The 13,952-nt window shown below is 72.5% G+C and carries 15 protein-coding genes; 10 read left to right on the plus strand and 5 right to left on the minus strand.

Features of this window, described 5'->3' with window-relative positions:
* Positions 1-77: 77 nt before the first annotated feature.
* From VET29_RS33355 to VET29_RS33385, 7 genes are read left to right on the plus strand one after another with little or no spacing between them, the layout of a single operon-like run.
* Positions 78-809 (plus strand): FadR/GntR family transcriptional regulator, encoded by a 732-nt coding sequence (locus VET29_RS33355; protein ID WP_324928196.1) that lies wholly within the window; start codon positions 78-80, stop codon positions 807-809.
* 45 nt (positions 810-854) lie between these two features.
* Positions 855-1,763 carry an aldo/keto reductase gene (locus VET29_RS33360; RefSeq protein WP_324928198.1) on the plus strand — a complete coding sequence of 303 codons (909 nt, stop codon included), beginning with the start codon at positions 855-857 and terminating at the stop codon, positions 1,761-1,763.
* A complete protein-coding gene (gene larA, locus VET29_RS33365) occupies positions 1,757-3,022 on the plus strand; it encodes a nickel-dependent lactate racemase (RefSeq protein ID WP_324928200.1) in 1,266 nt (421 codons plus the stop codon). Before VET29_RS33360 ends, larA begins: the two co-directional genes overlap by 7 nt.
* Positions 3,019-3,702 carry a nickel pincer cofactor biosynthesis protein LarB gene (gene larB, locus VET29_RS33370; RefSeq protein ID WP_324928202.1) on the plus strand — a complete coding sequence of 228 codons (684 nt, stop codon included), beginning with the start codon at positions 3,019-3,021 and terminating at the stop codon, positions 3,700-3,702. The genes larA and larB overlap by 4 nt, the downstream gene beginning before the upstream one ends.
* On the plus strand, positions 3,699-4,829 hold the full coding sequence (gene larC / locus VET29_RS33375; protein WP_324928204.1) for a nickel pincer cofactor biosynthesis protein LarC: 1,131 nt from the start codon (positions 3,699-3,701) through the stop codon (positions 4,827-4,829). Before larB ends, larC begins: the two co-directional genes overlap by 4 nt.
* Positions 4,826-5,650: an ATP-dependent sacrificial sulfur transferase LarE gene (gene larE / locus VET29_RS33380; protein WP_324928206.1), complete on the plus strand. Its 825-nt coding sequence runs from the start codon at positions 4,826-4,828 to the stop codon at positions 5,648-5,650. The genes larC and larE overlap by 4 nt, the downstream gene beginning before the upstream one ends.
* 4 nt (positions 5,651-5,654) lie before the next feature.
* A complete protein-coding gene (locus VET29_RS33385; protein WP_324928208.1) occupies positions 5,655-6,587 on the plus strand; it encodes a TIGR03560 family F420-dependent LLM class oxidoreductase in 933 nt (310 codons plus the stop codon).
* On the opposite strand, the gene VET29_RS33390 is transcribed toward VET29_RS33385, so the two are convergent.
* A complete protein-coding gene (locus tag VET29_RS33390; RefSeq protein ID WP_324928210.1) occupies positions 6,544-8,085 on the minus strand; it encodes an FAD-dependent monooxygenase in 1,542 nt (513 codons plus the stop codon). The genes VET29_RS33385 and VET29_RS33390 overlap by 44 nt on opposite strands.
* Before the next feature lie 82 nt (positions 8,086-8,167).
* Between VET29_RS33390 and VET29_RS33395 the strand changes: the two genes are divergently transcribed.
* Positions 8,168-8,821, plus strand: a complete 654-nt coding sequence (locus VET29_RS33395) for a TetR family transcriptional regulator (protein ID WP_324928211.1) — start codon at positions 8,168-8,170, stop codon at positions 8,819-8,821.
* A 48-nt stretch (positions 8,822-8,869) separates the two neighbouring features.
* Here VET29_RS33395 and VET29_RS33400 read toward each other — a convergent pair whose 3' ends face one another.
* The 4 genes from VET29_RS33400 to VET29_RS33415 are packed head-to-tail and all read right to left on the minus strand — an operon-like array spanning position 8,870 to position 11,929.
* Positions 8,870-9,925 (minus strand): ABC transporter ATP-binding protein, encoded by a 1,056-nt coding sequence (locus tag VET29_RS33400; RefSeq protein WP_324928213.1) that lies wholly within the window; start codon positions 9,923-9,925, stop codon positions 8,870-8,872.
* Positions 9,922-10,728: a molybdate ABC transporter permease subunit gene (gene modB / locus VET29_RS33405; protein ID WP_324928215.1), complete on the minus strand. Its 807-nt coding sequence runs from the start codon at positions 10,726-10,728 to the stop codon at positions 9,922-9,924. Before modB ends, VET29_RS33400 begins: the two co-directional genes overlap by 4 nt.
* Positions 10,725-11,528: a molybdate ABC transporter substrate-binding protein gene (modA, locus tag VET29_RS33410; RefSeq protein WP_324928217.1), complete on the minus strand. Its 804-nt coding sequence runs from the start codon at positions 11,526-11,528 to the stop codon at positions 10,725-10,727. Before modA ends, modB begins: the two co-directional genes overlap by 4 nt.
* A gap of 2 nt (positions 11,529-11,530) precedes the next feature.
* The gene (locus VET29_RS33415; RefSeq protein WP_324928219.1) at positions 11,531-11,929 is read right to left on the minus strand and encodes a helix-turn-helix transcriptional regulator; all 399 of its coding nucleotides are present in this window, start codon (positions 11,927-11,929) and stop codon (positions 11,531-11,533) included.
* A gap of 254 nt (positions 11,930-12,183) precedes the next feature.
* Here VET29_RS33415 and VET29_RS33420 point away from each other — a divergent pair, with 254 nt between their 5' ends.
* Both VET29_RS33420 and VET29_RS33425 read left to right on the plus strand, forming a co-directional pair.
* Positions 12,184-13,344, plus strand: coding sequence for an NAD-dependent formate dehydrogenase (locus VET29_RS33420; protein WP_324928221.1), 1,161 nt, complete (start codon positions 12,184-12,186; stop codon positions 13,342-13,344).
* An 89-nt stretch (positions 13,345-13,433) separates the two neighbouring features.
* A partial coding sequence (locus VET29_RS33425; protein WP_324928223.1) for a hypothetical protein occupies positions 13,434-13,952 on the plus strand: 519 nt, incomplete at its 3' end.

Raw genomic sequence — 13,952 nt, forward strand, 5'->3', positions numbered from 1 at the left:
AAAGACTCCGACAGTCACCGCAGACATATGAGGTCTGTGCATTGCAGACATCACATGTCTGGCGGTACGGTCAACGCGTGTCACTCACCGACGAGGCGATCGCCCGTATCCGGTCGCTGATCCAGTCCGGGAAGCTGCCGCCGGGGTCGAGACTCCCGCCCGAGCAGCAGCTCGCGGCGGAGCTGGGCATCTCCCGCTCGCCCATGCGGGAGGCGGTGAAGGCGCTCGCCGTCGCCAGGGTGCTCGACGTGCGGCGCGGCGACGGCACGTACGTGACGAGCCTGGCGCCCGCGGTCCTGCTGGAGGGCCTCGGGCTCGCCGTGGAGCTCATGCACGGCAACACGCTGCTGGAGCTGACCGAGGTGCGCAGGCTGTTCGAGCCGGTCGCCACCGGCCTCGCCGCGCAACGCATGTCGCCGGCCCACCTCGTGAGGATCCGCGGCCACCTGGAGGCGATGCGTGCCGCGGCCGACGACGTCGAGCTGCTCAACCAGCACGACGCCGCCTTCCACCGCGAGGTCATCGCCGCCACCGGCAACGAGACCCTCACCACCCTGCTCGACGGCATCGCGAGCGGCACGTACCGCGCCCGGGTGTGGCGCGGCATGGTCGAGGCCAGCGCCACCGACCGCACGCTCGCGGAGCACGAGGCCATCTACGACGCGCTCGCCGACGGCGACGGCGTGCTCGCGCAGGCCGCCGCGCTCATGCACATCACCACGACCGAACGCTGGCTGCGCCGCGTGCACGACACGGGTCTGTGGCCGGACATCGAGGAGAGCGATGAGATTCCGGCGACCGGATCCTGACGGCACGCCGGTGTTCGGCGGGCGACGACGCGTAACCGGCCGGGCATGACGATCGGGCTCGGCACCGCCGCGATCGGCGGGCTGTACGAGGAGCTGGACGACGCGACCGCGCTGGCGACGCTGGAGTCCGCGTGGTCGGCGGGGATCCGCTACTTCGACACCGCGCCGCACTACGGCGTCGGGGTGGCGGAACGCCGGCTCGGCGCGTTCCTGCGGCGCAAGCCACGGCACGAGTTCACGGTGTCGACGAAGGTCGGCCGGCTGCTGCGGCCGGGAACGGGTGGGACGGAAGGGTTCCCCGGCGCGACCGAGCTGGTGCGGGTGCGGGACTACTCGGCGGCGGGCGTCCACGCCTCGCTCGCCGAGAGTCTCGAACGCACCGGCCTGGCACGGTTCGACACCCTGTTCATCCACGATCCCGACGACTACTGGGACGAGGCGGTCGGAGCCGCGTACCCCGCGCTGGCCCGGCTGCGTGCCGAGGGCGCGGTGGGCAGGATCGGCGTCGGCATGAACCAGGCCGGGATGCTGGCGCGGTTCGTGGCCGAGACGGACATCGACCGCGTGCTCGTCGCCGGCCGGTACACGCTGCTCGACCGCAGCGCGGCGGCGGAGCTGCTGCCGCTGTGCGCGTCGCGCGGGGTGGAGGTCGTCGTCGGGGGCGTGTTCAACAGCGGGGTCCTCGCGACGCCCGGGCCGGACGCGCACTTCGACTACCAGCCGGCGCCGCCGGTGGTCCGGCAGCGGGTCGCGCTGCTCGCCGACGCGTGCGCCCGGCACGGGGTCGCGCTGCCGGCGGCGGCACTGCAGTTTCCGTTGCGGCACCACGCGGTCACCTCGGTGGTGACCGGCGCCCGCACACCGGCCGAGGTCGAGGCGAACGCCGTCCACCTCGCGACCGAGATTCCGGATAGGCTGTGGGCGGAGCTGGACGAGGTGGCAGCGGCATGGTGAGCATCCGGTTGGCGTACGGCGAGACGGGCCTGACCGTCGACCTCGACGCCGCCCGCACCACCGTGATCGAGCCGGTGCACCACGAGGCGGCACCCGACCAGACGGCGGTTCTGGTCGACGCCCTGCGCAACCCCGTCGCCGGGCCGCCGCTGCGCGACCGGGTCCAGAAGGGACGGACGGTCGCGATCTCCGCGTGCGACGGCACCCGGCCGCAGCCGAGACAGCTCATGATCCCCGCGATCCTGGCGGAGCTGGACGGGATCGTCGACCTGGACGACGTGGTCATCCTCGTCGCCACCGGCACCCACCGGGGCAACTCGCCCGAGGAGCTGCGCGCGATGTTCGGCGACGAGGTCGTCGACTCGGTGCGGATCGTCAACCACGACGCCCGCGACTCGTCGTCGCTGCGCTGGATGGGCCGGCACGGCAACGACGTGCCGGTGTGGCTGAGTCGCGAGTGGACGGACGCGGACGTCCGGCTCACGACGGGGTTCGTGGAGCCGCACTTCTTCGCGGGCTTCTCCGGCGGCCCGAAGATGGTCGCCCCCGGCCTGGCCGCCCTGGACACCGTGCTGGTCCTGCATGACGCGGCCCGCATCGGCGACCCGCGCGCGACGTGGGGCGTCATCGAGGGCAACCCGGTCCACGACGACGTCCGAGCCATCGCGGCGGCCACCGGCGTGACGTTCGCGCTGGACGTGGTTCTCAACCGGGACAAGGACATCGTGGCCGCGTTCGGCGGCGACCTGCTCCCGATGCACGCGGCCGCCGTGCAGACGGCACGGGCGATGGCGATGCGCGCGGTGCCGGACCGGTTCGACGTGGTGGTCACGACGAACTCGGGCTTCCCGCTGGACCAGAACCTGTACCAGGCGGTGAAGGGGATGTCGGCGGCGTACCAGGTCGTGCGGCCGGGCGGGCTGATCGTGTGCGCGGCCGAGTGCCGGGACGGGTTCCCGGACCACGGCTCGTACCGCGAGGTCCTGGCGAGCGCCGCGTCCCCCGCAGGCCTGCTGGCCGAGATCGAGGCGCGGCCGAAGACCGTGCCGGACCAGTGGCAGGTGCAGATCCAGGCCCGCATCCTCGCGGACTGCCGGGTGGCGGTGCACAGCTCGTCGCTGTCCGCGGCCGACCTGGCGTCGGCGCACCTGGAGTTCGCCGACGACGTGGCGGCGACGGTCGCGGCGGCCGGTCCGGCGGCGCGGGTGTGCGTGCTGCCCGAGGGGCCGCAGACGATCCCGTACGTGGCGGGCGGATGAGCGGCGCTCGCGGAGCGGATCACGAGCGCCGGACCCGGGACCTCGGCTTCGCGACGCTCGACCTGGACCGCGAGCGGCGCCAGGGCCTGCCGGAGATCGTGTACGGGCCGGGCAAGACCCCGTCGCAGGTGACCGCCATCGTCTCGGCGCTGTTGGCGCACAACACCGGTCCCGTGCTGGTGACCCGGATCGAGGCGGCCGACGCGGGGACCGTGCTGGCGCGGGTGCCGGACGGCACGCACGACGCCGAGGCCCGGCTGCTGGTGTGGCGTCCCGCGCCCCCGCGGGAGTTCTCGGTGGTCATCGTGACGGCCGGCACCGCGGACGGCCCGGTGGCGGCCGAGGCCGCGGGGGTGGCGACGGCGGTCGGCCTCGGCGTGACGAGGGTGTCGGACGTCGGTGTCGCCGGGCTGCACCGCCTGCTGGCCCGGGTGGACACGTTGCGTGCGGCCGACTGCGTGATCGTGGTCGCCGGCATGGAGGCCGCGCTGGCAAGTGCGGTGGGCGGCCTGGTCGCGGCGCCGGTGGTGGCGGTGCCGACGTCGACCGGCTACGGCGCGGCGTTCGAGGGCGTCACGGCGTTGCTGGGGATGCTCAGCTCGTGCGCGGCGGGGCTGACCGTGGTGAACATCGACTCGGGCTTCGCCGCCGCGCTGGCCGCACACCGGATGGCGCGATGATCTGCTGGCTGAACCCGGCGTCCGGGCTGGCGGGCGACATGCTGCTGGCGGGCCTGATCGACGCGGGCGCGCCGGTGGCGGCGATCCGGGCGGCGGTGGCGGCTACGGGGCTGACCGGATGGGAGCTGGGTGTCGAGCGGGTCGTCGAACACGGCCTGACCGCGACGCGGGTCACCGTGACGGTCACGGACACGGCGACCACCCGGCACGCGGCCGAGCTGATCGCACTCGCCGCCGCCGCGCCGGCGCCGGTCGCCGAGGTCGCGGTCCGCGCCCTCACCGCGATCGCCGAGACCGAGGCCGCGCTGCACGGCACCGACCCGGGCTCCGTGCACCTGCACGAGCTGGGCGGTCACGACACGATCGTCGACGTGGTCGGCGTCGCCGCGGCACTGCACGCGCTCGACGTCACCGACGTGTACTGCGCGCCGCTGCCGCTCGGTACCGGCGCGGTGCGCACCGCGCACGGCGTGCTCCCGTGCCCGGCACCCGCGACGCTGGCGTTGCTGGCCGGTGCGACCACGACCGGCACGGACCTGCGTGGGGAGACGGTGACGCCGACGGCCGCAGCACTGGTCCGTGCGCTGCCGGCCCGTTTCGAGGCGGTGCCGGTGATGCGGCCGGTCCGGACCGGGTACGGCGCGGGACATCGACGGCTGGCGGACCGCCCGAACGTGGTGGCGGTGACGCTGGCCGAGCCGGCCGCGCCGGCCACGCGGGCGGTGCTGCTGGAGACCACTGTGGACGATGTCACCGGCGAGACGCTGGGCCACACCGTGTCGAAGGCACTGGCGGCCGGCGCACTGGACGCGTGGCTCACGGCGGTCACGATGAAGAAGGGCCGTCCCGGCCACGTGGTGAGCGTGCTGGCACCCGCGTCGCGGGCGGACGCCCTGGCCACGTTGGTGCTCACGGAGACCGGCTCCCTCGGCCTGCGGCGGTCCACAGTGGACCGTGACGTGCTGCCCCGCCGGTTCGAGACCGTCCACGTGGACGGCCACCCGGTCCGGGTCAAGATCGGGCCGTACGGCGCGAAGCCGGAACACGACGACGTGGCGGCCGTGGCGGCGCGGCTGGGGTTGCCGCTGCGCGAGGTGGCGGCGCGGGCTCGACGGGAGATCTCATGACGGCGCGACGGCTCCTGGCGGAGGTGGCGGGCTACGGCTCGGTGGCGGTGGCGTACTCGGGTGGCGCGGACTCGGCGCTGGTGCTGGCGGCGGCGGTCCGTGCGCTGGGGGCCGAGCGAGTGCTGGCGGTGACGGCGGTGTCGGAGAGCCTGGCGGCGGCGGAGCTGGCGCCGGCGGCGGCGTTCGCGGAGTCGCTGGGCGTACGGCACCGGACACCGAGGACGAACGAGCTGGCGAGCGCCGGCTACCGGGCGAACGGCCGCGACCGCTGCTACTTCTGCAAGTCGACGGTACTGACGGCGATCACCGCGACGGCGGCCGAGGAAGGCGTGGCGACGGTGGCCACCGGCACGAACGCGGACGACGCGGTGGACCCGTTCCGCCCGGGCATCCGAGCGGGCGACGAACGAGGCGTCCGCACCCCACTCCGCGACGCGGGCCTGACGAAGGAAGCGGTCCGCGCCATCAGCCGCGAATGGTCCCTGCCCACGGCCGAGAAGCCGGCGACGCCGTGCCTGGCGAGCCGGGTGCGGTACGGGCTGACGATCACCCCGTACCGGCTGGCCCGCGTCGACCGCGCCGAGACCGCCGTCCGAGCCGTGCTGTCCGACGCCGGCGTGCACACGACGGACCTGCGCGTCCGCGACCTGGAAACCGCCGTACGCGTGGAGATCGACGCACACCTGACGGCGCGACCGCTCCCGGCGTTGGGTGTGGCCCTGACGGAGTCGGGATTCACGGACGTGCCGGTGGAGATCGCACCTTTCCGGTCCGGCAACCTCAACCGCACTCCCCCGGTTGGCGATTCCGGCCTATCGTGAACCCATGCGGCTGCGCGTCCTGATGGAGCCACGCCATGGCGGCACCTACGAGGATTTCCTGGCCATGGCGACCGTGGTGGAGGACGCGGGGTTCGAGGGTTTCTTCCGGTCGGACCACCTGATGGGGGTGGATCCCACCAACACGGCCTACCAGCCGACGGACTCGTGGACCATGCTGGCCGGCCTCGCCCGCGACACCAGGCGAGTCCGCCTCGGCGCGCTGGTCACGGCCGGCACGTTCCGACAACCAGGAGTCCTGGCCACCACGGTGGCGATGGTGGACCAGATGAGCGGCGGCCGAGTCGACTTCGGCATCGGCGCGGGCTGGTTCGCCGAGGAACACACGGCGTTCGGCCTGGAGTTCCCGGCCGTGGCGGCACGGTTCGAACGCCTGGAAGAGCAGCTGAAGATCATCACCGGCCTGTGGGAGACGCCGCGGGGCACGCCGTTCACGTTCACGGGCAAGCACTACCGCCTGCGCAACAACGGCATTCTCCCGAGAACCGCCCAGTCCCCGAGACCCCCCATCATCGTCGGCGGCGCCGGGGCGCGGAAGACGCCCACGATCGCCGCCCGCCACGCGGACGAGTTCAACCTGTCGTTCCCGCAAGGCCTCAAGGCCCGCAACGAGAACTTCAACAGGATCTGCGCGGAGCTGGGCCGCGACCCGGCAACGGTCCGCAGATCCGTGGTACTGCCGGTGGCCTGCGGCGAAACACCGGCAGAGGCCAACCGCCGGGCGGAGACCATCGCCGCACCGCCGCTGCGTGCGGAGGCGGTGGTGGGCACCCCGCGAGCGGTCGCGGACCGGGTGGCGGCCCTCCAGGCCGACGGCGTGGACACGGTGTACTTCTTCCACCTGTTCGACATCAAGGATCTGGACCATATTCGCCTCATCGGCGCCGAGGTCGTGCCGCTGCTGTCCGCACTCCCGTAGCGGACAAGGCGTCAGGAGGTGTGCTTGATGCGGGACCGAACCACTCGGTGAGTGCCTCGGGGAGGCCGGTCACGTCGGTGCCCGTCCAGGCGACGTAGCCGTCCGGGCGGATCAGCAGGGCCACTCCGTCACCGGAGGAGCGGGTGGCCACTCGTACCCGGTCCGCGTGGCCGCTCGCGGCTTCGCGGATCTCCGGGGTGTCGGCCAGCAGCACCGCCCGGCCGTCGCGCGGTAGCTCCGCGTCCGGCAGGGGCGGAGCGAACCGGCCCACCATGGGGTCGGCGTCCGGTTCGTAGTCGATGTCGAGGCCGTTCGCCAGCTCGATGAAGTGTTGTTTGGCCGCGGGAATCGCCAGTGTCTCGGCCAGTACCGACCGCAACGCCGCGACCTGTGCGCCGGGGCGCATCAGGGCCACCTGCGCCCGGGTGTTCCGCAACACCCGCTCCCCCACCGGATGCCGCTCCGCGGTGTAGGTGTCCAGCAGCGGCTCCGGGGCGCTGCCCCGCACGACGAGCCCCAGCTTCCACCCCAGGTTCATCGCGTCCTGCAGCCCGAGGTTCAGGCCCTGTCCGCCGATCGGCGAGTGCACATGTGCCGCGTCGCCGGCCAGCAGGACCCGGCCCTGACGGTACGTGGCCGCCTGTCTCGTGTTGTCGCTGTACCGGATTCCCGTGTCCACCCTCGTGATCCGCACCTCGACCCCGGTGACCCGCCGGATGCTCGCCGCCATCTCCTCCGCCGTCACCGGTGTGTCCTGACCGTCCGGGCCGCCGTCGAACTCGATCGTGGCTATCTCGCCGGGTACCAGTGACAGGTTGACCAGTCCGCGTGGGCCGTACAGCGTCGACGTGATCGCGTCGGGGTCCGCCAGCTCGGCCACGGCCGTCCGGCCGGTCATCGTCGCCGCCGTGCCAGGGAAGTCGATGCCGGCCTGTTTGCGTACGGTGCTGCGGCCGCCGTCGCAGCCCACCAGGTACGCCGCACGCTCGGTCCGGCCATCGGCGAGGACCGCGCGGACCTGCTGGCCCTCGTCCACGACGTCCACGACCGGGCGGCCGAGGTGGATCCGGACGCCCAGCCCGGCCGCCCACTCGGCGAGGATCCGCTCCAGCTGGTGTTGCCTGACCAGGAAATGCTCGACGACCCCGGACCGATCGGCCTCGTCCACCACCAGCGGCAGCCCGCTGAAGTGTCCTCTCGCCCGGTTCTCCAGCAGCATGCGCAACAGGCCACGGACCTGATCGGCGTCCGCCGGCGTGCGGTCCGCGGCCAGCCGCTCGAAGATCGCCTCCTGTGCCCTGGCCAGCGGCTCGGTCAGCCCGCGCAGGCCCAACGACCGGCTCGTGCGGCTGTTGAGGCCGCGCATCCCCAGGCTGCGGCTCTGCCGGACCGCCCCGTCGGCCGCCTCCAACACCAGCGGGTCGGCACCGGCCAGTCGAAGCTCACCGGCGAGCAGCAGCCCGGTCGGCCCGCCACCCACGACGATCACGTCAGTCACGACATACCCCCAACTTACGACGTACATTTACGCTGTAAATATGATATTTACGGTGTAGTTCTGTCAAGGAGGGGCGTGCGGGATGTCGCGGAGAGAGCCGCTCAACAGGGAGAAGATCCTGGACGCGGCGCTGGCGCTGGCCGGCGAGGAAGGCCTCGGCGGCCTGTCCATGCGCCGGCTCGCCAAGGCCCTCGGCGTCGAGGCGATGGCCCTCTACAACCACGTCGCCAACAAGACCGACATCCTCGACGGCATCGCGGACCGGGTGTTCGCCGAGATCGACCGCGCCGACCTCGCGCTGCCCTGGCCCGAGCGGCTCCGTGCCATGGCGCTGAGCACCTACCGCGTGCTCAGCGCCTACCCGGTGGTGCCGATGGCCCTCGCCACCGACCAGGCCAACCCGACCACCCTGCGCGCCGTGCAACCGGTCGACGACGCCATCGGCGCCCTGTACGAGGCGGGCTTCGACGACGACGGTGTACGCCAGGCGTTGGGCGCGCTGAACAGCCTCATCTTCGGCGCGCTGCTGCTGACGACCGCCGGTTTCGCCCGGCAGCACAGCGGCGAGGCCGAGCAGGAGCAGATGGACGTCTACATCCGCCGCGTGGACCCGGCCAAGCTGCCCCACTTCAGCCGAGCCCTGCCCGCGCTGGCGGCCGGCATACCGGAGCAGGACTTCGAGCGGGCACTCGACATGTTGATCACCGGCCTCGTCGCGGCGGCACCTCGGCGATGACGGGTCCCGGCCGTTGTCCCAGGACCGGCGAGCACGGGCGCGAGCCCGTCAGGTCGGGTACGTCGTGATCTCGGTGGCCTTGACCGTGGCGTGGAGGGGCATGCCCGGCGTCAGGCGCAGTTCGGCGACGGTCGCCGGGGTGACGTCGGCGAGGACGGGTGGGGTGCCGTCGAGGCGGACGCGGACGGTGTGGGCGTGTTGTTCGATGCCGGCGACCGTCACGGCCCAGCTGTTGCGGGGGCTGCCGCCCGGGTGTTCGGGATGCAGGCTGACCGCGGCGGGTGGGAACGCGACGTGGACCGGACCGGTCGCGGGCTCGGCGATGGTCAGCGTGCCGCCGGAACCGGCGTCGAGGACGACTGTGGTGTCCTCGGCGACACCCCGGTACAGGTTCAGGCCCACGAGCTGGGCGACGTAGTCGGTCCGTGGCCGGCGGGCGACGGTCGCGGGCGGTCCTTCCTGGACGACCGCGCCGTCCTCGACGATCACCAGGTGGTCGGCGAGGACCATCGCGTCCAGTGGGTCGTGGGTGACGAGCAGGGTGTGGCCGGGATACGCGCCCAGGTGCCGGCCCAGCTCGGCACGGATGTGCACGCGGGTGCTGGCGTCCAGGGCCGCGAGGGGCTCGTCCAGCAGCAGCAGACCGGGATCGGTCGCCAGGGCACGGGCGAGCGCGACGCGTTGGGCCTGCCCGCCGGACAGCGCACGCGGCCGGGCGTCGCGGTGGTCGTCCAGTCCCACCGTGGACAGCCAGTCCCGCGCCCGCCGCCGGGCCTGCGCCCGGGGCGTGCCGCGGGCGCGGAGTCCGAACGCGACGTTGTCCAGCGCGGTCAGGCGGTTGAACAGCAGGTAGTCCTGGAACACCACGCCGATCGGCCGGTGCTCCGGCGACACGAACGATGCCGGCGGCCGGTCCCAGACCTCGTCGTCCAGGCCGATGTGGCCGGACGTGAGCGGGAGCAGTCCGGCCAGCGCGCGCAGTGCGGTGGTCTTGCCGGCCCCGTTGGGGCCCAGGAGCGCGACGACCTGTCCGGGCGCGATGGTCAGGTCCAGGTCGAGGCGGAACGAGCCGCGGTCGACGACCAGCTGGGCGTGGAGCGTCATGTCGGCGTGGCGATCCAGCGGTCCCGCAGGCTGACCAGCACGGTGACGGACAACAGCAGCAGCACGATGGACAGCACTATCGCGGCCCCGGGGTCGGTCTCCAGCGCGAGGTACACGGCGAGCGGCATCGTGGTGGTCCGACCGGGGAAGTTGCCGGCGAACGTGATCGTCGCGCCGAACTCGCCCAGCGCGCGGGCCCAGCACAGGACCGTGCCGGCCACGACGCCGGGGGCGATGGACGGAAGTGTCACGCGGCGGAACGTCAGCCAGCGGGAGGCACCGAGGGTGGCGGCGGCCTCCTCGTAGCGGACGTCCGCACCACGCAGCGCGCCCTCGACGGAGATGACCAGGAACGGCATGGCCACGAAGGCCTCCGCCAACACCACCCCGGCGGTGGTGAACGGCAGCGAGATGCCGAACCACTGGTCGAGGTACTGGCCGACGATCCCGCGCCGGCCCAGCACGAGCAGCAGCGCCACCCCGCCGACCACCGGTGGCAGCACGAGCGGCACGGTGACAAGTGCACGCAGCACGCCCCGGCCGGGCAGGTCACCGCGGGCCAGCAGCCAGGCCAGCGGCACCCCCAGCGCGAGGCACACCAGCGTGGCGAGGCTGGCACAGACCAGTGACAGGGTCAGCGCCTGCCCGACCTCGCCGCTGAACAGCTGCTCGCCCAGGGTGGACCAGGGGGCACGCACCAGCAGCCCCGCCAGTGGGACGACGAGGAACGCCAGGCCGACCAGCGCCGGCAGGGCGAGAACGACGGGGAGCCGTCCTCGCCGGGCCCGGGCGCGGGTGGTCACGGTGCGCCGAAGCCGGCCTTGGTCAGCACGTCCCTGCCCTTGTCGGAGAGCACGTAGTCGACGAAGGCCCGCGCGCCGTCGGCGTTGGGGGCCTTGGCGCAGACGGCGATCGGGTACTCGTTGACCGCCTTGTCGGACTCGGGGAACTCGATGCCCTCGACCTTGTCGCCGGCGGCCTTCACGTCGGTCCGGTAGACCAGCGCGGCGTCGACCTCGTCGAGCTGGACCTTGGTCAGCACGGCCTTGACGTCCTGCTCCAGCGTGTCGGGCGCGGCGGTGATGCCGGCGGCCTGGAACACCTTCTTGGCCGCGGCACCACAGGGCACCTGCTCGGCGCACAGCGCGATCTTCAGGTCCGGCTTGGCGAAGTCGGCCAGCCCGGTGATCTTGGCCGGGTTGCCGGCCGGGACGGCGATCTCGAGGGTGTTCGTCACGAACGTGACCGGCTTGCCGGTGATCGCGCCGGTGGTGGTCACGTCGGTCATGTTCTTGGGCGCGGCCGAGGCGAACACGTCGGCCGGCGCGCCCTGGTTGATCTGCGTCGCGAGTGCCGAGCTGCCGGCGAAGTTGAAGACGACCTTCACGCCGGGGTGGGCCTTCTCGAAGTCCTTGCCGAGTTGGGTGAACGACTCGGTCAGCGACGCGGCGGCGAAGACGTTGACGTCACCGGTGATCGCCGGCGCCGCCGACTCGGACGTCGTGGTGGGCTCCGTCGAGGCGCCGGTGTCGCCGGAGCCGCAGCCGACCAGTGACAACGCGGCCACCGCGAACAGGGCGACGGCACGTAACGAGCGGGACATTCTCACGCCTCCGGGATCTCGACGACGACATGGGTGGACTTGATCGAGGCGACGGCGACGCTGCCGACCTCCAGGCCGAGCTCGTCGGCGGCCTCCCGGCTCATCAGCGAGACGATGCGGAACGGCCCGGCCTGCATCTCGACCTGGGCCATCACGCCGTCCTTCACCACTCCGGTGACGATCCCCCGCATCTGGTTGCGTGCCGACCTCGCGACCGTGACCCCCGCCTCCGGGGTCTCCGCCTGCCGCTGGACGAACGCGGCCAGCTCGTGGCCCTCGACGGCCATGCGGTTGTTGTCCCCCTGCACGACCGGCAGCCGGCCCTGGTCGACCCAGCGGCGCACCGTGTCGTCGCTGACGCCCAGCAGGACGGCGGCCTCGCTGATCCGCAGATTCGGCATGTTGGGGAGTCTAACCACGCAAACGCGGGTGACGACCGGGCGGCGTGGCCGCGTTCGCACTTCGTGACCATCCGCTCGCCGCCGGTCGGCTGCCGGCACCGCCCGACCGGGCCGGCCGCCCCTGTCCATGGCGCCCGGTAATCGACGCCGTTTATCGGGGTATCGAAAGAATGAGCGACGAAAGCCTTGCGTTGTTTCGGCCGGAGCGAGAAATCTAGTAAGCGCAACGACGCGACGAAATTCCAGGAGACAGCATGGCGAAGGTGCTCTGTGTTCTTTACCCCGACCCGGTGGACGGATATCCGAAGGAATACGCGAGGGCCACGGTCCCGAAGATCACCGGATACGCGGACGGTCAGACGGGGCCCAGTCCCGCCGGCCTGGACTTCACGCCGGGCGAGCTGGTCGGCAGCGTGTCCGGCGAGCTGGGACTGCGGAAATACCTGGAGCGGTACGGGCACGAGCTGGTCGTCACCTCGGACAAGGAGGGCCCCGACTCGGAGTTCGAGGCTCACCTGGCCGACGCCGAGATCGTGATCTCCCAGCCGTTCTGGCCGGCCTACCTCACCGCCGAGAGAATCGCGAAGGCCCCGAATCTCAAATTGGCGGTCACCGCCGGTATCGGCTCGGACCACGTCGATCTGGACGCGGCGATAAAGCACGGCGTGACGGTCGCGGAAGTGACATTCAGCAACAGCATCAGCGTCGCCGAACACGTGGTCATGATGATTCTGTCGCTGGTGCGGAACTACCTGCCGTCGCACCGGTGGGTGCTCGACGGCGGCTGGAACATCGCCGACTGCGTGGCCCGCTCGTACGACCTGGAGGGCATGGACGTGGGCACCGTCGCGGCCGGGCGGATCGGCCTGGCGGTGCTGCGGCGGCTCGCGCCGTTCGGCGTGCGGCTGCACTACACCGACCGGCACCGGCTCCCGGCCGAGGTCGAGCAGGAGCTGGACCTCACCTTCCACGAGTCCGCGCGGGCCATGGTGCCGAACTGCGACGTGGTCACGATCAACGCCCCCCTGCACCCCGAGACCCGCGGCCTGTTCGACGACGACCTGATCGCGACGATGCGCCGCGGCACGTACCTGATCAACACCGCCCGTGGCCTCATCGCGGACCGGGACGCCATCGTGCGTGGCCTGGAGAGCGGCCGGCTGGCCGGGTACGCGGGCGACGTCTGGTACCCCCAGCCCGCCCCCGCCGACCACCCGTGGCGGACCATGCCGCACCACGGGATGACGCCACACATCTCCGGCTCGTCGCTGTCGGCGCAGGCTCGCTACGCGGCCGGCACCCGCGAGATCCTCGAGTCGTACTTCGACGGCAAGCCGCTGCGCCCGGAGTACCTCATCGTCGACGGCGGTGCGCTGGCCGGAGCCGGGGCGCACTCGTACAGCACCAACTCCTAGCGAAGGACGCGAGCACGGGCCGTCCGGCCTGCTTTTCCTGAAGCCGAACTCCGGCTAGTCTCAGTGAGACTAGCCGGAGGTGGTGATCGATGACGGCGGCCAGCGTCGAGGCGGCTCCGGCACCCGGACGGCCCGCCCGGTCCCGCGGGATCAGGGCCGTGCAGGCGGTGCTGCCGGACGGCACGCCCAGCTACGGCCCGATCGGCTCGGTCGTCCGGGACGGCGACCGGGTGCTGTGTCATCTGTGCGGGAACTGGTTCCGGTCGGTCGTCGCGCACCTGCGGACACACGGGTGGCACCACCTCGCGTACCGGGAGGCGTTCGGGCTGCTGCGCAGCGAGCCGCTGGAGGGCACCGGCACGCGGAACCTGCGTGCGACCGCGATGACCGAGCGGCGCAAGCACGACCCGGCGGTTCGCGCGGGCTGTGAGCTCGGCCGTGAGCTGGTCCGGACGGGCGCGCTGACGCGGGCGGCCGCAGAGGCCGCCCGTGGGCGGCGCCAGCCGGCGCAGCGGCGGAAGAAGACCCTGGCGGCACTGGCCTCGATCAACCCGCGGGCACGGGCGGCGGGCAGCAGGCGGCGGGCCGACGAGCAACTGCGGGACACG

Origin of the sequence: Actinophytocola sp. (assembly GCF_035634895.1) — a bacterium.
In the GTDB taxonomy this organism is placed as follows: Bacteria; Actinomycetota; Actinomycetes; order Mycobacteriales; family Pseudonocardiaceae; genus Actinophytocola.